The sequence below is a fragment of the Pseudomonas sp. BRM28 genome (assembly GCF_002939405.1).
Taxonomy (GTDB): domain Bacteria; phylum Pseudomonadota; class Gammaproteobacteria; order Pseudomonadales; family Pseudomonadaceae; genus Aquipseudomonas; species Aquipseudomonas palmensis.
Map to the genome: position 1 here is coordinate 106393 of NZ_PEFV01000001.1, position 19398 is coordinate 125790.

Annotated in this window: 16 protein-coding genes; 7 read left to right on the plus strand and 9 right to left on the minus strand. The window is 62.1% G+C overall.

Annotated elements, in window-relative coordinates; genetic code table 11:
• The first annotated feature begins 13 nt into the window (after positions 1-13).
• Positions 14-784: a 1-acyl-sn-glycerol-3-phosphate acyltransferase gene (locus CR917_RS00525; protein WP_043862239.1), complete on the plus strand. Its 771-nt coding sequence runs from the start codon at positions 14-16 to the stop codon at positions 782-784.
• A gap of 179 nt (positions 785-963) precedes the next feature.
• Here CR917_RS00525 and CR917_RS00530 read toward each other — a convergent pair whose 3' ends face one another.
• Positions 964-2586 (minus strand): MFS transporter, encoded by a 1623-nt coding sequence (locus tag CR917_RS00530; RefSeq protein ID WP_043862238.1) that lies wholly within the window; start codon positions 2584-2586, stop codon positions 964-966.
• A gap of 94 nt (positions 2587-2680) precedes the next feature.
• The gene (locus CR917_RS00535) at positions 2681-4330 is read right to left on the minus strand and encodes a GMC family oxidoreductase (RefSeq protein ID WP_104571753.1); all 1650 of its coding nucleotides are present in this window, start codon (positions 4328-4330) and stop codon (positions 2681-2683) included.
• 136 nt (positions 4331-4466) lie between these two features.
• On the opposite strand from CR917_RS00535, the gene CR917_RS00540 reads away from it, so the two are divergent.
• A complete protein-coding gene (locus tag CR917_RS00540) occupies positions 4467-5354 on the plus strand; it encodes a LysR family transcriptional regulator (RefSeq protein WP_054916053.1) in 888 nt (295 codons plus the stop codon).
• A gap of 7 nt (positions 5355-5361) precedes the next feature.
• Here CR917_RS00540 and CR917_RS00545 read toward each other — a convergent pair whose 3' ends face one another.
• The 3 genes from CR917_RS00545 to CR917_RS00555 are packed head-to-tail and all read right to left on the minus strand — an operon-like array spanning position 5362 to position 8378.
• Positions 5362-6180, minus strand: coding sequence for a sulfite exporter TauE/SafE family protein (locus CR917_RS00545; RefSeq protein WP_043862235.1), 819 nt, complete (start codon positions 6178-6180; stop codon positions 5362-5364).
• On the minus strand, positions 6177-7454 hold the full coding sequence (locus CR917_RS00550) for an FAD/NAD(P)-binding oxidoreductase (RefSeq protein ID WP_104571754.1): 1278 nt from the start codon (positions 7452-7454) through the stop codon (positions 6177-6179). Before CR917_RS00550 ends, CR917_RS00545 begins: the two co-directional genes overlap by 4 nt.
• Before the next feature lie 39 nt (positions 7455-7493).
• On the minus strand, positions 7494-8378 hold the full coding sequence (locus CR917_RS00555) for an MBL fold metallo-hydrolase (protein ID WP_043862233.1): 885 nt from the start codon (positions 8376-8378) through the stop codon (positions 7494-7496).
• Positions 8379-8630: 252 nt separating this feature from the next.
• Between CR917_RS00555 and CR917_RS00560 the strand changes: the two genes are divergently transcribed.
• Positions 8631-9941: a sigma-54-dependent Fis family transcriptional regulator gene (locus CR917_RS00560; RefSeq protein WP_104571755.1), complete on the plus strand. Its 1311-nt coding sequence runs from the start codon at positions 8631-8633 to the stop codon at positions 9939-9941.
• 124 nt (positions 9942-10065) lie between these two features.
• Here the strand turns inward: CR917_RS00560 and gyrB are convergent, their stop codons facing one another.
• From gyrB to dnaA, 4 genes are read right to left on the minus strand one after another with little or no spacing between them, the layout of a single operon-like run.
• Positions 10066-12483: a DNA topoisomerase (ATP-hydrolyzing) subunit B gene (gene gyrB, locus CR917_RS00565; protein WP_054916057.1), complete on the minus strand. Its 2418-nt coding sequence runs from the start codon at positions 12481-12483 to the stop codon at positions 10066-10068.
• Between the two features lie 4 nt (positions 12484-12487).
• Complete coding sequence (gene recF / locus CR917_RS00570; protein WP_104571756.1) at positions 12488-13591, minus strand: DNA replication/repair protein RecF; 1104 nt, start codon at positions 13589-13591, stop codon at positions 12488-12490.
• Positions 13592-13610: 19 nt separating this feature from the next.
• Positions 13611-14714, minus strand: a complete 1104-nt coding sequence (dnaN, locus tag CR917_RS00575; protein ID WP_043860677.1) for a DNA polymerase III subunit beta — start codon at positions 14712-14714, stop codon at positions 13611-13613.
• Between the two features lie 41 nt (positions 14715-14755).
• On the minus strand, positions 14756-16273 hold the full coding sequence (dnaA, locus tag CR917_RS00580) for a chromosomal replication initiator protein DnaA (RefSeq protein WP_058541975.1): 1518 nt from the start codon (positions 16271-16273) through the stop codon (positions 14756-14758).
• 603 nt (positions 16274-16876) lie between these two features.
• On the opposite strand from dnaA, the gene rpmH reads away from it, so the two are divergent.
• The 4 genes from rpmH to yidC are packed head-to-tail and all read left to right on the plus strand — an operon-like array spanning position 16877 to position 19355.
• Positions 16877-17011, plus strand: coding sequence for a 50S ribosomal protein L34 (gene rpmH, locus CR917_RS00585; RefSeq protein WP_002551315.1), 135 nt, complete (start codon positions 16877-16879; stop codon positions 17009-17011).
• A 13-nt stretch (positions 17012-17024) separates the two neighbouring features.
• Positions 17025-17429, plus strand: coding sequence for a ribonuclease P protein component (rnpA, locus tag CR917_RS00590; protein ID WP_196933215.1), 405 nt, complete (start codon positions 17025-17027; stop codon positions 17427-17429).
• Positions 17422-17670, plus strand: coding sequence for a membrane protein insertion efficiency factor YidD (yidD, locus tag CR917_RS00595; protein WP_078481305.1), 249 nt, complete (start codon positions 17422-17424; stop codon positions 17668-17670). The genes rnpA and yidD overlap by 8 nt, the downstream gene beginning before the upstream one ends.
• A 2-nt stretch (positions 17671-17672) precedes the next feature.
• Complete coding sequence (gene yidC / locus CR917_RS00600) at positions 17673-19355, plus strand: membrane protein insertase YidC (RefSeq protein ID WP_104571757.1); 1683 nt, start codon at positions 17673-17675, stop codon at positions 19353-19355.
• Positions 19356-19398 lie beyond the last annotated feature (43 nt).

Genomic DNA, 19398 nt, shown 5'->3' on the forward strand with positions numbered 1-19398 from the left:
GGTACATTCCGCTATGTCGATCCTGCAGGCGATCAGAATTTTTCTTTTTTACCTGCTGCTGGGTACCAGCTCGTTGCTGTGGTGCACCCTGAGCTTCTTTATCGCGCCGTTCCTTTCGTTCCGCGCCCGTTACCGCTTCATCAATGTGTACTGGTGCCGTTTTGCGCTGGTGCTGGTGCGTGTTTTCCTGAACATTCGGGTGAACGTCACCGGGGCCGAGAACATTCCGGCGCAACCCTGCGTGATCCTCTCCAATCACCAGAGCACCTGGGAGACGTTTTTCCTCTCCGCCTATTTCCAGCCCTTGAGCCAGGTGCTCAAGCGCGAACTGCTGTACGTGCCGTTCTTCGGCTGGGCCATGGCCATGCTGCGGCCCATCGCCATCGACCGCGACAACCCCAAGGCTGCGCTCAAGCAGGTGGCCACCGAAGGCGACAAGCTGCTCAAGGACGGTGTGTGGGTGCTGATCTTCCCGGAGGGTACCCGCGTGCCGTTCGGCAAGATCGGCAAGTTCTCCCGTGGCGGTACCGCGCTGGCGGTTAATGCCAACCTGCCGGTGCTGCCGATCGCGCACAACGCCGGCAAGTACTGGCCCAAGGAAGGCTGGGGCAAGCGCGCCGGCACCATCGAGGTGGTGATCGGCGAGCCTATGTATGCCGAAGGCACCGGGCCACGCGCCATCGCAGCGCTCAACGACCGTGCGGCGGCATGGAACGAGCAGACCCAGCGCGACCTCGGTTCGCTGCCGGCGCACGCCCCAGACGACGCCCAGCCGGTGACCTGACCGTTCTGTGGATAACGTGTGTACAGTATTTGGATTTCTTTCAGAAAAATTCGCTAACCTTATGATTTAACTTCTTATTTCTCTGTATGACTGTTTTGCGAAAATCGTGCATAAGTTTTTTCGCGCGATAAAAAAACCGGCTTTTAGGCCGGTTTTTTTGTGGATTACTTAAGGCCCTTTCACACCTTGTCCAGGTCCACCTTGTTGGTCTCCTTCAGGCAGAAGATCCCCACCACCAGGCTCACCCCGGTAATCAGCACCGGGTACCACAGCCCGTAGAAGATATCCCCGGTATACACCACCAGCGCGAACGATACCGTCGGCAGGAAGCCGCCGAACCAGCCATTGCCGATGTGATACGGCAGCGACATCGAGGTGTAGCGGATGCGCGTGGGGAACAGCTCCACCATCACCGCCGCCAGCGGACCATAGGTCATGGTCGCGATCAGGATCATCACCACGATCAGCAGCACCACCATCGGCTGGTTCACGTTGGCCGGGTCTGCCTTGGCCGGGTAGCCAGCCTTTTCGATGGCCGCACGCATGGCCGCTTCGTCGAAGCCGTCGATACGCTGCTCGCCGATGGTCACCACCACCTCGGTGCCGGCAGGCACCGATTGCGAGCTGTACGGCAGGCCCTGCTTGACCAGGAAGGTCTTGACCTTGTCGCAGGTGCTGTCGAAACGTGCCTTGCCCACCGGGTCGAACTGGAAGGTGCAGCCCTGCGGATCGGCCATCACCACGATCGGCGCCTGGCGGCTGGCCGCGTCGATCTGCGGGTTGGCGTAGTGGCTCAGGCCCTTGAACAGCGGGAAGTACAGCACGGTGGCCAGCAGCAGGCCGAGCATCAGGATCGGCTTGCGCCCGATCCGGTCCGACAGCCAGCCGAAGAACACGAAGAACGGCGCGCCGATCACCACGCTGATGATCAGCAGGGTATTGGCCTGGGCCGGGTCCATCTTGAGCATCTGGGTCATGAAGAACAGCACATAGAACTGCGCGGTGTAGAAGGTCACCGCCTGGCCGGCGTTGATGCTGAACAGTGCGGTGAGCACGATCTTGAGGTTGGCCCACGAGCCGAACGACTCACGAATCGGCGACTTGCTGGTCTTGCCCTGGGCCTTCATTTTCACGAAGGCCGGCGACTCGTGCATGCTCATGCGGATCCAGGTGGAGATACCCAGCAGCACGATCGACAGCAAAAACGGCAGGCGCCAGCCCCATACCTCGAACTGGTCGCCCGTGAGGTAACGGCTGCCCAGCACCACCAGCAGCGAAAGCAGCAGGCCGAGGGTAGCGGTGGACTGGATGAACCCGGTGTGAAAGCCGCGCTTGCCGGGCGGCGCGTGCTCGGCCACATAGGTGGCCGCGCCGCCGTACTCGCCACCCAGGGCCAGGCCCTGGAGCATGCGCAGCACCACCAGGATGATCGGCGCGGCAATGCCGATGCTGGCGTAGTTGGGCAGCAGGCCCACCGCAAAGGTCGACAGGCCCATCAGCACGATGGTGACCAGGAAGGTGTACTTGCGCCCGATCATGTCGCCCAGGCGCCCGAACACCAGAGCGCCAAAGGGCCGTACCAGGAACCCGGCAGAGAACGCCATCAGCGCGAAGATGAATGCCGTGGTGTCGTTGACCCCGGCGAAGAACTGCTTGCTGATGACGACCGCCAGCGCCCCATAGAGAAAAAAGTCATACCACTCGAAAACCGTCCCGAGGGATGACGCGAAAATGATCTTGCGTTCTTCGCGGCGGCTGTTGCCCGCGGCTGCAGCGCCCTGCTGTTGAAGAGTGTCCGACATCGTGCTGTCCTCGGCCCTTGCGGGCACAGTGATTCTTGTTGTTGTTCCACTGTCGTCGCCGGCCGACCGCTGCCGACGTCACTACACGCCGCCCTCAGGGCGTCGCTAACGCGGTCTTGCCACTGCTGTTGCTGGCTGCGGGTGCGGCCTTAAGAATCAGTTGCGCGGCCTTCTCGCCGATCATCAAGGTGGGTGAACAGGTATTGCCAGAGGTGATCTGCGGCATGATCGAGGCATCGGCGATGCGCAACCCCGCCACGCCATGCACGCGCAGTTGCGCGTCCACCACATCCAGCGGGCCGTTGCCCATGCGGCAGGTACCTACCGGGTGGAAAATGGTGGTGCCGATCTGCCCGGCAGCCTGCTGCAACTGCTCCTCGGTATCGAGTGCTGCGCCTGGCAGGTATTCGACCGGTGCAAAAGCGGCGAGGGCAGGGGCCTGCACGATCTGTCGGGTAAGGCGGATGGCCTGGGCGGCGACGCGCAGGTCTTCAGGCTCGCTGAGGTAGTTGGGGTCGATGACCGGTGCATCGCCCGGGTTGGCCGAGCGGATATCCACACGCCCGCGGCTGAGCGGGCGCAGGTTGCACACCGAGGCGGTAAATGCGGCAAAGCGGTGCAGCGGCTCGCCGAAGCGGTCCAGCGACAGGGGCTGCACGTGGTACTGCAGGTTGGGCGTGGGCTGCTCGGGGTGAGAGCGCACGAACGCCCCCAGCTGGCTCGGCGCCATGGCCAACGGGCCGCTGCGGTCATACAGATAGCGCAGGCCCATGCCCAGCTTGCCCCAGTGGGTGTTGGCCACCTGGTTGAGGGTGCGCACGTTGCTGACCTTGTAGATCAGGCGCAGTTGCAGGTGATCCTGCAGGTTGCCGCCCACGCCGGGCAATTCGTGCAATACCGGGATGCCTAGGCGTTCCAGCAATGGCCGCGGGCCGATGCCGGAGCGTTGAAGAATGCCCGGCGAACCCACCGCCCCGGCACACAGGATGATTTCGCGGCGGGCCTGGTAACGCTGTTCGCTGCCCTGCCAGCGCGCCTGAACGGCCGAAGCGCGACCATTGTCGAGCAGCACCTTGTCCACCTCGACGCCGGTCAGCACCGTCAGGTTGGGGCGGTGGCGCACGGGGCGCAGGAATGCCTTGGCCGCATTCCAGCGCACGCCGCTGCGCTGGTTGACCTGAAAGTATCCACAGCCCTGGTTATCCCCACCGTTGAAGTCGTCAATGCTGGCGATGCCGCTCTGGGCTGCCGCCTCGCGAAACGCATCGAGGATCGCCCACGAATAGCGCTGGCGTTCGACCCGCCATTCGCCAGCGTTGCCGTGCAGCTCGCTGGCGCCGCCAAAATGGTTTTCGCTGGCCTTGAACAGTGGCAGCACGTCATTCCAGGCCCACCCGGGATTGCCCTGTTCGGCCCAGTGATCGTAGTCGCGGGCCTGACCGCGCATGTAGATCATGCCGTTGATCGAGGAACACCCGCCCAGCACCTTGCCCCGTGGGTAGCCCAGGCTGCGACCGTCGAGCCCCGGTTGCGCTTCGGTCTTGAAGCACCAGTCGGTACGCGGGTTGCCAATGCAATAGAGGTAGCCCACCGGAATGTGGATCCAGGGGTAGTTGTCGCGACCGCCGGCTTCGAGCAGCAGCACGCGGCAGCCAGGGTCGGCAGACAGCCGATTGGCCAGTAGACAGCCGGCAGGGCCGGCACCGACTACCACGTAGTCGTAGGAATGATCGGCTGGTGCCATGAAGACCTCGCGCCTGATTTTTATTCTTGTCCAGGCCAGTGTTATTGATTATTTTCGAGTTGAACACGTTAGATTTCACGCAACGGCTGTGCGTTTTAGAACAACGCAAGTGAACCTCTGATTCACAAGGAAAAGCATGTTCGACTGGAATGACCTGCGGTTTTTTCTCGAGTTGCAGCGTAGCGGCCGCCTGCTGACCGCCGCCAAGCGCCTCAACACCACCCATAGCACCGTGGCCCGGCATATCGAGAGCATCGAGAGCAGCCTGGGCACGGCACTGTTCGTGCAGCACGCCCAGGGCTATGAACTGACCCCGGCCGGGCAGGCCCTGCTCAAGCACGCCGAAGCCATGGAGAACGTCGCCTTGCTGGCGCAGGAGGAGATCACCCAGGCCATCACGCCGCTGGGCAAGATTCGCCTGGGGGTGACCGAGGGCATCGGCATCATGTTCTTCACCCCGCGCATGGGCAGCCTGTTCGAACGCTACCCGGGGCTGGAGGTGGAGCTGGTCGCAGTGCCGCGCTTTGTCAGCATCATCAACCGCGAGGCAGAGATCAGCATTCACCTGGAACGCCCGCATGCCGACCTGTTGATCACGCGAAAACTCACCGATTACCGCCTGGCGCTGTATGCCAGCCCCGAGTACCTGGCCAGGGCTGCGCCGCTCAACAGCCGCGAAGACCTGGCCCGGCACAGCTGGATCGGCTACGTGGACGACCTGCTGTTCAGCCAGCAGTTGCTGTTTCTCAACAGCTTCTGCCGCGCACCGAACGTGGTGTTTCGCAGCACCAGCGTGATCGCCCAGCAGCATGCGGCGCGTGCCGGGCTGGGCATCGCGGTACTGCCCAACTACATGGCCCGCCACGACCCGCACCTGGTGCGCGTGCTGCCCAGCGAAACCATCCAGCGCAGCTACTGGATCAGCACCCGGCGCGAACTGCACAAGTCGGTGCGCCTGCGGGTAGTGTGGGACTACCTGCTGGCGCTGTGCGCCGACGAGCAGGGCGAACTGCTCGCCGAGTGAGCGGCGTTCAGCGCGCCAGGGTGTTGACCGCCAGCAACAGGGCAGCCGCTATCCCCACCAGCGCAAAGCCCTGTTGCAGACGCGGCCCGGCCAGGCGGTGGGCGAACTGGCGCGCAACCACCAGGCCCGCCACCGCACCGCCGGCAAACGGCACGCCGACACCCCAGTGCATCACCCCGCTGAGGCTGGCGCTCAACACGCTGCCCAGCGACACCAGGGCGATCACCGCCAGCGACGTGGCGACGATGCTTTTCATCTCAAGGTTGGTGTAGCGCCCCAGGGCAGGCACGATCACAAACCCGCCACCGACCCCGAGCAGGCCGGACAGCAGGCCGCTGAGCAATCCGGTGAAGGCCAATGCGCGGGCGCAGGGCAGGGTCCAGCGCAAGCGCCCCTGCAACGGGTTGAGCACACAGGGCTGCAGGGCACGATCCGCACAGGGCGGCTCGCCCCGCAGCTCGCGCCGGGCCTTGCGCAGCATGCGTGCGCAGGCATACACCAGCACCACGCTGAACCCCAGCGCCAGCGGTGCGTTGGGCAGGCGATGCGCCAGCAGCAGGCCGAAGGGGGTGGCGCACATGCCGATCAGCGCGACGAACAGCGCGGCCCGGTAGCGCACCAGCCCCTGACGCAGCCCCAGCACCGCACCTACACCTGCCGCCAGTCCCACCGCCAGCAGGCCGACCGGGGCCGCCTCGACCATGCTCAGGCCCAGGCCGAACACCAGCAGCGGCACCGCAAGAATGCCGCCACCGGCGCCCGTCAGGGCCAGGATGATGCCAATGAGGGCGCCCAGACCGGCGCCGACCAGTTCATGCTCTGTCACTGGCGCGCCTCACGCAGTCGCGCAACTGGCTTGGCCAGCCATTCGCGCCCCTTGAGCATGCAGCGCCAGTACAGCGGCGGCAGTATCCGCGCCTTGAGCAGCCAGGCCAGGCGCGTGGGCCTGCGCCCGTCGAGCAACCAGCGCGGAAAGCTTGGTGCCAGCTTGCCGCCGTAGGTGAACTCGGCCAGCACGATCTTGCCGCGCTCCACCGTCAGCGGGCACGACCCGTAGCCGTCGTACTCGGCCAGACGCGACAGGCGCCCCAGTGCCACCAGCACGTTGTTGGCCACCACCGGCGCCTGCTTGCGGGCAGCGGCGGCCGTCTTGGCATTGCTGGTGTTGATCACATCGCCCAGGCCATGGATGTTGCCGTAGCGCGCATGGCGCAGGGTGGCCGGGTCGACCTCGAGCCAACCGGCCGCATCAGCCAGCGGGCTGTTGCGGATGAAGTCCGGCGAAACCTGCGGCGGTACCACATGCAGCATGTCGAATGCCTGCACCACGGTTTCGCTGCTGCCGTCGGGCAGGGTGCGCAGAAAGGTCGCGCGCTTGCCCGGCCCGTCCACCGCCACCAGCCGGTGTGAATAGTTGAGGTCCACGCCGTAACGGTCGATGTATTCCATCAGCGCCGGCACATAGTCGGCGACACCGAACAGCACGTTGCCGGCGTTGAAGAACTGCGCCTGGATCGCCCCCAGGCGCCCGCTGCGCAGCCAGTGGTCGCACGACAGGTACAGGGCTTTTTGTGGGGCACCGGCGCACTTGATCGGCATCGGTGGCTGGGTGAACACGGCGCGGCCTTCCTTCAGGCCCTGCACCAGCTGCCAGGTGTAGGGTGCCAGGTCGTAGCGGTAATTGGAGGTCACGCCGTTCTGGCCGAGGGTCTCGAGTAGCCCGTCGATGGCGTCCCAGGCCAACCGCAGCCCGGGGCATACCACCAGCTGTTCGTAACTCACCAGGCGCCCGTCATCCAGGCTGACGGTCTGCGCCTGCGGGTCGAACTGTTGCACGGCGGCCTTGATCCACCTGACCGCCGCCGGCACGGTCGAGGCCAGGGTGCGGGCGGTGGACGCTGCACGGAACACGCCCGCGCCGACCATGGTCCAGCCAGGTTGATAGTAGTGAACGTCGGCGGGGTCGATGATCGCGATATCCAGCGAGGCATCACGCGCCAGCAGGCTGGAGGCGGTGGCGATTCCGGCGGCACCGGCGCCGACGATCAGCACCTTGTGGTGGCTGACCTCGCGGGCAGCGGCAGAGGAGGGGGCAGGCATGGCAGTACGTCCTTTAATAATAATTCTGGTGCAGCAGGTTCAGAGCTTGTTGAGCGGGATCTTCAGGTAGCGCACACCGTTGTCTTCCGGCTCGGGCAACTGGCCGCTGCGCATGTTCACCTGCACCGAGGGCAGGATCAGTTGCGGCATGTCGAGGGTGGCATCACGGGCTTCGCGCATGGCCACGAAGCAGTCCTCGCTGATGCCGTCGCGAATGTGAATGTTGCTGGCGCGCTGTTCGCCCACCGTGGTCATGTAGCGCAACGCACGGCCTCCGGGCAGGTAGTCGTGGCACATGAACAGGCGGGTGGCATCCGGCAGGGCCAGGATGCGCTGGATCGAGCGGTACAGGGTGCGCGCATCGGCCCCGGGGAAGTCGCAGCGGGCCGTGCCGTAATCCGGCATGAACAAGGTGTCGCCGACGAACGCGACGCACTCGTCACCGGCCTGTACCAGGTAGGTCATGCAGGCCGGGGTATGCCCCGGGGTGTGCAAGGCGCGCAGCTTGAGCGTGCCAAGGGCGAGCTCGCCGTTGTCGTCCAGCAGCACATCGAACTGGCTGCCATCACGGGCAAAGCCGGGTTCGGCATTGAACAGCGTGCCGAACACCTTCTGCACCTGGGTGATGCGGCTGCCGATGGCCACCTGGCCTCCCAGCGCCTGCTTGAGATAGGCGGCAGCAGAGAGGTGGTCGGCGTGCACATGGGTCTCGAGTATCCACTGCACCTGACCACCCAGCTCGCGTACCCGTGCGATCAGCTTGTCGGCCGAGGCGGTATCGGTACGCCCGGCCTTGGGGTCATAGTCCAGCACGCTGTCGATCAGGGCGCAGTGCGCGCTGGCCTGGTCCATGACCAGGTAGCTGATGGTCGAGGTCGCGCTGTCGAACAGCGCTTCTACATACAGGTTACCGCCGATGATCATTACCGCTCTCCAGAGAAATCCGCTGATGCCTGCCGGCCAGCCGTGCAGGCATTCGACCAACAGTCATCAAGATATGTGCCAGCGCAGATTCACGCCTGCCCCCGGCCAGCACGCCCGATTTACCTGAGTCTGGACCCTCTGGCCGAAACTGCCTGCCACGGTTCTGTCAGCTGGTTGGCAGAGGCTGGCAGTTTTTGGCAGTGGGCGTGGCGTTCGGTTAAGCTGCGGGCCTGCCTTGCCCCTGGTGCCGTCATGCCCATGAACCCCGACACACCCGCCAGCCCCGCCCTGCAGGCGCTGGTGTCCTACCTCGAACACGAACCTCAGCCGAGCATCGTGCTCGACCTGCAGTACAACATTCTTGCCGCCAACACCGCGTACCTGCATCAATTCGGGGTGGTGGGCGCCGCGCCGATCGGCCAGAAGTGCCACCACGTCTCGCACCACTACGCGGTGCCGTGCGACCAGGCGGGCGAGCACTGCCCGATGCGCAAGGCCAGGCACAGCCGCACCCCCGAGCGGGTGCTGCATGTGCATCACACCCCGCGCGGGCCGGAGCATGTGGACGTGGAGTTGCGCCCGATCCTGGACGAGCAGGGTGAAGTGATCGCCTTTGTCGAACGCCTGACCAGCATCGCCGTGGCGTCGGCACAGCCGCAGCAGTTCGGTCTGGTAGGGCGTTCGGCGGCCTTCCAGGAGGCCCTTGCCGGTGTCCAGCGGGCCGCGCCGGCGCAGATACCGGTGCTGCTGCAAGGGGAGTCCGGTACCGGCAAGGAGCTGTTCGCCCGCGCCCTGCATGCCAGCAGCCCGCGTGCCAGCGGTCCGTTGGTGGTGGTGGACTGCACGGGGCTGACCGAGACGTTGCTGGAGAGCGAGCTGTTCGGCTACGAGAAGGGCGCATTCACCGGTGCCAACCAGCGCAAGATCGGCCTGGCCGAAGCCGCCCATGGCGGCACCCTGTTTCTCGACGAGATCGGTGAGGTGCCGCTGGCGATGCAGGTCAAGCTGCTGCGCCTGATCGAGTCGGGCAGCTTTCGCCCGGTGGGCAGCCTGCGCACGGTGCATTCGGATTTCCGCCTGATCTCGGCCACCCACAAGCCCCTCAAGGAAATGGCCACCGCCGGCAGCTTTCGCGAAGACCTCTACTACCGTATCAGCGGCTTCCCGATCCGCCTGCCTTCACTGCGCGAGCGCTTCGAAGACCTGCCCCTGCTGATCGAGACCCTGCTGCAGCGCCTGGCCGGGTCCGCTGCGCCGCGGGTCGACGAGGAGGCCATGACCTTGCTGGGGCTGTACCGCTACCCCGGCAACATCCGCGAGCTGCGCAACATTCTGGAGCGGGCGAGGTTGTTCAGCGACGACGGCATCATCCGCGCCGAGCACCTGCCCACGGAGCTGAGAGCCGACTCGCCCGTCAGTGCCCCACGCCGCTCGAATACCCGATTGCGCGACATCGCCCAGGCGCTGGACAGCTTCGAAGGATCGCGCAGCGAGCTTGCCCGCCACCTGGGGCTGAGCGAGCGCACCCTGTATCGGCGCCTGCGCGAGCTGGGTGTTTCTTGAGTGCTCACGCCTTGGGCGCAGCAGCACCTAGGCAGGAAAACAAAAAGGCCAACCCCTGAGGGTTGGCCTTTCGAGGGCGTTGTCACTGTGGATAACTGCCCGCTTTCAGAGGTACTGCAACCGGTCAGAAGTCCAGGTTGGATACCGCCAGGGCGTTGCTTTCGATGAACTCGCGGCGCGGTTCCACGGCGTCGCCCATCAGGGTGTTGAAGATCTGATCGGCAGCGATCGCGTCTTCGATGGTCACCTTGAGCATGCGGCGCACAGTCGGGTCCATGGTGGTTTCCCACAGCTGGTCCGGGTTCATCTCGCCCAGCCCTTTGTAGCGCTGGATAGTGTGACGCTTGGTGCTTTCGGCCATCAGCCAGTCCAGGGCTTCCTTGAACTCGGTGATGGCTTTCTTGCGTTCGCCACGCTGCACGTAGGCACCTTCACCCAGCAGGGTGGCAAGCTGGGCGCCCAGCGCGGTCACGGTGCGGTAGTCGTTGCTGCCGAAGAAGTCGCGGTTGAAGGTCACGTAGCTGGCAAGGCCGTGGGAAGTGATTTCCACTTCTGGCAGCCACACGTTGCGCTCGCGGTCTTCACGCAGGCTTGCCTTGTACAGCAAGCCCGACTTCTCGGTGTTGCGCAGGCGCTCATCGAACCTGGCGAGCCAGTTCTGCATGTGCGCGTGGTCGGACAGCTGCTCCACCGAGATGGCCGGCAGGTACACGAAGTGCTCGGTGAGCTCTTGCGGGTACAGGCGCGACAGACGCTTGAGAGTCTTCATCACGGTACGGAATTCGTTGACCAGACGCTCCAGCTCGACACCGGAAACCGGTGGCGCGGACTCGTCCAGGTGCAGGCTGGCATCTTCGAGGGCTGACTGGGTCATGTACTCTTCCATGGCCTCGTCGTCCTTGATGTACTGCTCCTGCTTGCCCTTCTTGACCTTGTACAGCGGCGGCTGCGCGATGTAGATGTAGCCGCGCTCGACCAGCTCCGGCAACTGACGGAAGAAGAAGGTCAGCAGCAGGGTACGGATGTGCGAACCGTCGACGTCAGCATCGGTCATGATGATGATGTTGTGATAGCGCAGCTTCTCGATGTTGTACTCTTCGCGGCCGATGCCACAGCCCAGTGCGGTGATCAGCGTGCCCACTTCCTGGGACGAAATCATCTTGTCGAAACGTGCTTTCTCGACGTTGAGGATCTTGCCCTTGAGCGGCAGGATAGCCTGGGTCTTGCGGTTGCGACCTTGCTTGGCCGAGCCGCCTGCGGAGTCACCCTCCACCAGGTACAGTTCGGAGAGGGCAGGGTCTTTTTCCTGGCAGTCGGCAAGCTTGCCCGGCAGCCCGGCAATGTCCAGCGCGCCCTTGCGACGGGTCATTTCACGCGCTTTACGGGCCGCTTCACGGGCGCGCGCAGCGTCGATCATCTTGCCGACCACAGCCTTGGCTTCGTTCGGGTTTTCCAGCAGGAAGTCGGAGAAGTACTTGCCCATCTCCTGTTCCACCGCAGTTTTGACTTCGGACGAAACCAGCTTGTCCTTGGTCTGCGAGCTGAACTTGGGATCAGGCACCTTCACCGAGATGATTGCGGTCAGGCCTTCACGGGCATCATCACCGGTGGTCGCGACCTTGTTCTTCTTGGCCAGACCTTCCTGCTCGATGTAGTTGTTCAGGTTACGCGTCAGCGCCGAACGGAAACCCACCAGGTGAGTACCGCCGTCGCGCTGCGGAATGTTGTTGGTGAAGCACAACAGGTTCTCGTTGAAGCTGTCGTTCCACTGCAGGGCGATTTCCACACCCACACCATCCTCGCGCTGAACGCTGAAGTGGAACACTTCGTTCACCGGAGTCTTGTTGGTGTTCAGGTATTCGACGAATGCGCGCAGGCCACCTTCGTACTTGAATTCCTCTTCCTTACCCGAGCGTTCGTCCTTCAACAGGATGCCTACGCCAGAGTTGAGGAACGACAGTTCACGAATCCGCTTGGCCAGGATGTCCCAGCTGAAGTGGATGTTCTTGAAGGTTTCGGACGATGGCTTGAAGTGGATCTGGGTGCCGGTGGTTTCGCTGTCGCCGACAATCTTCATCGGAGCCTGCGGTACACCGTGAACGTAGGTCTGCTCCCAGATCTTGCCGCTGCGGCGAACGGTGAGGATCAACTCTTCGGAAAGCGCGTTCACCACCGAGACGCCCACACCGTGCAGGCCGCCGGATACCTTGTAGGAGTTGTCGTCGAACTTACCGCCGGCGTGCAGTACGGTCATGATGACCTCTGCGGCGGAAACCCCTTCTTCCTTGTGTACATCGACCGGGATGCCGCGGCCGTTGTCGCGAACGGTGATGGACTCATCCGGGTGGATGATTACGGTAATGTCGTCACAGTGGCCGGCGAGGGCTTCGTCGATCGAGTTATCGACCACCTCGAACACCATGTGGTGCAGGCCGCTACCATCATCGGTGTCGCCAATGTACATACCGGGACGCTTGCGTACGGCATCCAACCCTTTGAGCACTTTAATGCTGGAGGAGTCGTACGTTTGATTTTCGCTCATGCCTTCACTCCCGATGGTCGTGGGTCTGGGTGATACGGCCTTGTTCCACGTGGAACAAGGCAACTGGCGTATCCGTCTGCCAGCCTTCCCTCAATAATTCGTGGTCTACACAGGTGATGAACACCTGGCAGCGTAAGTCTTCCAGCAAGCGGCAAAGTGCACGACGGTGCTGCTCGTCCAATTCGGACGGCAGGTCATCCACCAGATAAATACATTGGCCGCGGCGTGCCTGGCTGACCAGATGCCCCTGGGCGATACGCAGTGCGCACACCACCAGTTTCTGCTGGCCGCGAGACAGGATATCGGCCGCGTTGTTGGCGCCTAACCTGAGCCGCAGATCCGCACGTTGCGGACCTGCCTGTGTGTGGCCCATCTGCTGATCCCGATGGAGCGAGCCAGCCAGGACCTCACTGAGGTCTCTGTCCTTGTCCCACCCTCGGTAGTAACTCAGGGTCAGCCCCTCGAGCTCCAGCAATTCGCTCAAGGTTTGTTCGAAGACGGGTTTCAGCGCTTTGATGTAATTACGGCGGTACTCGTCGATTTCCGCACTGGCCAGGCATAACTCCCGGTCCCAGGCTGCTTGCGAAACAGCGTCAAGTGTACCATGCCGCAACCATGAGTTCCGCTGCCGCAGGGCCTTCTGCAGGCGCTGCCAGGTGGACATGAAGCGAGGTTCCACGTGGAACACACCCCAATCCAGGAATTGCCGGCGAATCTTGGGCGCACCTTCGAGCAGGCGAAAACTGTCCGGGTTGATCAGTTGCAGCGGCAGTATCTCTGCCAGTTGGGCGGCACTGCGGGCGTTCTGCCCGTCGATGCGAATGGTGAAATCCCCTTGCCGTTCCCGCGATATGCCCAGGTTGCTGTAACCACCTTCATTCAGTTCGACCTGACCGAATACCGTACACGCCAGTTCTTCATACTGGATGACCGGTGTAAGGCGAGTGCTGCGAAATGAACGGGCCAGGCCGAGCAAATGGATGGCTTCCAGCACGCTGGTTTTGCCGCTGCCGTTGGCGCCATACAGGATGTTGATGCGGGGGGAGGGGGAGAAGGTCACCGGGTGCAGGTTGCGCACCGCGGTGACTGAAACGCGACTGAGGGACATCTAGCGAGTGCTGGACAAATTACAGGCGCATCGGCATGACGACGTATGCAGAATCGTCATTGTCCGCCTCTTGCAGCAGGGCGCTGCTGTTGGAATCGGACAGGATCAGACGAACCTGTTCGGTGGTCATCACGCCCAGCACGTCGAGCAGGTAGCTCACGTTGAAACCGATTTCCAGCGAACCGCCGTTGTAGTCGACGCCGATCTCTTCTTCGGCTTCTTCCTGCTCAGGGTTGTTGGCCTGAATCTTCAGTTGGCCAGCCGCCAGTTGCAGACGAATGCCGCGGTACTTTTCGTTGGACAGAATCGCGGTACGGCTGAACGCTTCGCGAAGTGCCTGGCGATCACCCAGTACCAGTTTGTCGCCGCCCTTTGGCAATACGCGCTCGTAGTCCGGGAACTTGCCATCCACCAGCTTGGAGGTGAAGGTGAATTCGCCAGTAGTGGCGCGAATGTGTTGCTGGCCCAGCACGATGGCAACGGTGCCTTCCGGATCAGTGAGCAGGCGCGCCAGCTCAAGGATACCCTTGCGAGGCACGATCACCTGGTGGCGATCAGCCTGACCGATATCGGCCTGCATCGAGCACATGGCCAGACGGTGACCATCGGTGGCGACCGCGCGCAGAGTGCCGGTGGAGACTTCCAGCAGCATGCCGTTCAGGTAGTAGCGCACGTCCTGCACGGCCATTGCGAAGCTGGTGCGCTCGATCAGGCGGCGCAGGCGGCTCTGCTCCAGGGTGCAGGTCAGCGAACCCGGGCCTTCCTCGACGGTGGGGAAATCGTTGGCTGGCAGGGTCGACAAGGTGAAACGGCTGCGGCCGGCCTTGATGATGACCTTCTGCTCGTCGACCTTGATGCTGATCTCCGCTTCGCTCGGCAGGCTCTTGCAGATATCCATCAGCTTGCGTGCAGGTACGGTGATCTCGCCAGGCTCGGCAGGGTGTTCCAGTTGCACACGGCCAACCAGTTCCACTTCCAGGTCAGTACCTGTAAGCGACAGTTGCTGGCCCTGGACCACCAGCAGCACGTTGGACAATACCGGCAAGGTCTGGCGGCGCTCGACGACGCCTGCGACCAGTTGCAGGGGTTTCAACAGGGCTTCGCGTTGAATGGTGAAATGCATGGTCTAGTCCCTTGCCTTAAAAAAAGCCGCGCTGACGTTCATCACGTCGTCAGGGTCCGCAGCAGGTTCTTGTAGTCCTCGCGGATATCCGCGTCGGATTCCTTGAGTTCGTTGATCTTGCGGCACGCGTGCAACACCGTGGTGTGATCGCGGCCGCCGAAGACGTCGCCGATTTCCGGCAGGCTGTGGTTGGTCAGTTCCTTGGACAGGGCCATGGCCACCTGACGCGGCCTGGCCACCGAACGCGAACGCCGCTTGGACAGCAGATCGGAAATCTTGATCTTGTAGTACTCGGCCACTGTGCGCTGAATGTTATCCACACTCACCAGCTTGTCCTGCAGTGCCAGCAGATCCTTGAGCGACTCGCGAATCAACTCGATGGTGATATCGCGGCCCATGAAGTGCGAGTGGGCAATGACCCGCTTCAGCGCGCCTTCCAGTTCCCGCACGTTGGAGCGGATGCGCTGGGCAATGAAGAACGCAGCGTCATGTGGCAGGTCGACCTTGGCCTGGTCGGCCTTCTTCATCAGGATCGCAACGCGGGTCTCGAGCTCCGGCGGCTCTACGGCAACGGTCAGGCCCCAGCCAAAGCGGGACTTGAGGCGCTCCTCGAGGCCTTCGATTTCCTTGGGGTAGCGGTCGCTGGTGAGAATCACCTGCTGGCCACCTTCGAGCAGGGCGTTGAAGGTGTGGAAAAACTCCTCCTGCGAACGCTCCTTGCGGGCAAAGAATTGAATGTCGTCAATCAGAAGCGCATCGACCGAGCGGTAGAAGCGCTTGAACTCGTTGATGGCATTGAGCTGCAACGCCTTGACCATGTCGGCGACGAAGCGCTCCGAGTGCAGGTACACCACCTTGGCATTCGGATTCTTCTTGAGCAGGTGGTTACCCACAGCGTGCATCAAGTGCGTCTTACCCAGGCCCACCCCGCCATAGAGGAACAACGGGTTGTAGCCATGCTTGGGGTTGTCGGCGACCTGCCAAGCTGCCGCGCGGGCCAGCTGGTTGGACTTGCCCTCGACGAAATTCTCGAAGGTGAAGGTGCGGTTCAGGTAGCTGGTGTGTTTGAGCGCACCCTCTACCTGCACAGTACGTTGTTCGGTACGGCTGCTGGGTGGCGCCACCACGGCAGTGTTCTCGCCCATCGAGTCGAAGCTGTCGCGCGAAGGTGCATCTTCGACCTGGGGCGCTGCCGGCACAGGTGCTGGCGCTGCAGGGGCTGCCACGGCGGCGACCTGGGCAGCCTGCTGGGCCTGGGAAGCGGCGACCGAGGCGGCGAGCGGTGCGTTGGGCGCAGCACGGGGTGCCGAACTGCGTCGGCTGCCTATTAATAACGAAAGCGCAGGGGCGATGCCGTTGCCGTGTTCGCCCAGCAGTTCGAGCAAGCGACCCAGGTACTTTTCATTGACCCAATCGAGTACGAACCGGTTAGGCGCATAGACGCGCAACTCGTCGCCTTCGGCTTCGACCTGTAGCGGACGGATCCAGGTGTTGAATTGCTGGGCAGGCAGTTCGTCGCGCAGAAGGTCCACGCACTGCTGCCAAAGTTCCACTGACACGGATATCCCCTGAGTTGAACGCCGGTGAGGCAAAAACAAGCGGCCATTGTACCGACCACCAGCGCAGTTATCCACATGCAGGTGTGTCGAGGGTGGCGATAAATCAGCAGGTTAGTGGCAAAAACGTCACTTTACCGCTGTGAATAAGCCCTGTGGATAACCATGCCTGAGCACTTTGCACAACTGGGGGTCGAAATCGGTGGATAACTGCGCTGTGGATAACAGGCCTTTTAATCCACAGCTTTTGCGCCTGCACAGCACAGCCAGAGCACCGCTTCCCGACAGGGTTTCTTTTCTCTGTACAGTACGTAGAACAAGGCCTGTAGCGTTCTATCCACAGAAAACAGCTGCCTAAGTTCTATAAGATTTACAAAAAAGCTTTAAATACCTTCTCTTCTTTTTTCTATGTTTAAGCGTCCGGCAAGGCTGTGTCCCTGTCATCCGGGGCACAGGCCTGTGGACGAGCATGCGAAGGCGCCCGGTTTTTTATCCATAAGGAAAAGCTGGTTGGAAATTGACCTATGGCGCTGCTTTCTCTAGAATCGCCGGTCTCTTAAAACGGGGGCCATTCCGGCCCGTTGTCGACGAACCAGGTAACACGCCATGAAACGTACTTTCCAACCAAGCACCATCAAGCGCGCCCGCACTCACGGTTTCCGTGCCCGTATGGCTACCAAGAACGGCCGTGCCGTACTGTCCCGCCGTCGTGCCAAAGGCCGTAAGCGTCTGGCAGTTTGATTTTTCGGCACAGGTGGTGAGTCAGGACTTCAGTCGGGAAAAGCGTCTTCTGACACCCCGACACTTCAAAGCGGTCTTTGACTCTCCATCCGGCAAGGTGCCAGGCAAGAGTCTCTTGCTCCTTGCCCGCGAGAACGGCCTGGATCATCCCCGCCTGGGGCTCGTGATCGGGAAAAAGAGCGTCAAGCTCTCCGTTCAACGCAACCGCTTGAAGCGTTTGATGCGCGATTCGTTTCGTCTCCACCAGCATTTGCTGGCCGGTTGGGACATCGTGATCGTCGCGCGCAAAGGCCTGGGCGACGTAGAAAACCCAGAATTGCACCAACATTTTGGCAAGCTCTGGAAGCGCCTTGCACGCAGTCGGCCCGCTCCAGTGGTTAACAGCGAATCTGCAGGGGTAGACCGTCCAGATGCGTAAACTGGTACTCGTTCCGATCCAGTTTTACCGTTACGCCATTAGCCCTCTGATGGCCAGCCACTGTCGTTTCTATCCGACCTGTTCCACCTATGCGATTGAAGCCATCGAAACACATGGCGCATTGCGCGGTGGATGGTTGACCGCTCGTCGTCTCGGGCGTTGTCATCCGTGGAATGCCGGCGGTTATGACCCGGTTCCGCCTGCTCCCACTTCCCGTACTTCTTCTTCGATAGCCGAGTAATCATGGATATTAAACGCACGATCCTGATCGCCGCCCTGGCAATCGTGTCCTATGTCATGGTCCTCAAGTGGAACCAGGACTACGGCCAGGCTGCCCTGCCGACTCAGAATACTGCTGCCAGCACCGTCGCGCCGGGCTTGCCCGATACCCCGACCGTTGGCACATCCGGCGCCAGCGCCGATGTTCCGAGCGCCACTGCTGAAACCACCCCTGCAGAAATTGCACCGGTTGCCGTCAGCACAGACCTGATTAGGGTCAAGACCGATGTCCTCGACCTGGCTATCAACCCCAACGGCGGTGATATCGCGCAGCTGACCCTGCCGAAATATCCACGTCGCCAGGACCATCCGGAAATTCCGTTCCAGCTGTTCGATAACGGCGGCGAGCGCGTTTACCTGGCCCAGAGCGGCCTGACCGGTGCCAACGGCCCCGATGCACGTGCCGCTGGTCGCCCGCTGTATTCCGCCGAGCAGAAAAGTTATCAACTGGCCGATGGCCAGAACCAACTGGTCGTCGACCTCAAGTTCAGCGACGCGGGTGTGAACTACATCAAGCGTTTCACCCTGAACCGTGGTGAATATGACCTGAAAGTCACTCACCTGATCGACAACCAGAGCGGCAAGCCGTGGACAGGCAACCTGTTTGCACAGCTCAAGCGCGATGCCAGCTCCGATCCGTCGTCGAGCACCGCCACCGGTACCGCCACCTATCTGGGCGCCGCCCTGTGGACAAGTGCCGAGCCGTACAAGAAAGTGTCGATGAAGGACATCGACAAAGGTAGTTTGAAAGAAAATGTTAACGGCGGCTGGGTTGCCTGGTTGCAGCACTACTTCGTGACCGCCTGGATTCCCAACAAGTCGGACAACAACGTTGTTCAGACACGCAAGGACAGCCAGGGCAACTACATCATCGGGTTCACCGGTCCGGAGCTGAACGTGGCTGCCGGCGCCCAGGGCGAAACCAGCACGCTGCTGTACGCCGGTCCCAAGAGCCAGGAAAAACTCAAGGCGCTGTCCCCGGGCCTGGAGCTGACCGTCGACTACGGCATCCTGTGGTTCATTGCCCAGCCGATCTTCTGGCTGCTGCAACATATCCATGAGCTGCTCGGCAACTGGGGCTGGTCGATCATCGTCCTGACCATGCTGATCAAGCTGCTGTTCTTCCCGCTGTCCGCTGCCAGCTACAAGTCGATGGCGCGCATGCGTGCCGTGGCACCTAAACTGGCCGCGCTGAAAGAGCAACATGGCGATGACCGGCAGAAGATGTCGCAGGCCATGATGGAGCTGTACAAGAAAGAGAAGATCAACCCGCTGGGCGGCTGCCTGCCGATCCTGGTGCAGATGCCAGTCTTCCTTTCGCTCTACTGGGTATTGCTGGAAAGCGTTGAAATGCGCCAGGCCCCGTGGATGTTCTGGATTACCGACCTGTCGATCAAGGATCCGTTCTTCATCCTGCCGATCATCATGGGCGCGACCATGTTCATCCAGCAGCGCCTGAACCCGACGCCGCCGGATCCGATGCAGGCCAAGGTGATGAAGCTGATGCCGATCATCTTCACCTTCTTCTTCCTGTGGTTCCCGGCAGGTCTGGTGCTGTACTGGGTTGTGAACAACTGCCTGTCGATCGCACAGCAGTGGTACATCACCCGCAAGATCGAAGCGGCGAGCAACAAAGCCACCGCTTGACGGGTTAGCCAGCTAACCTGTGGATAAAACGCCCCCTCGTGGG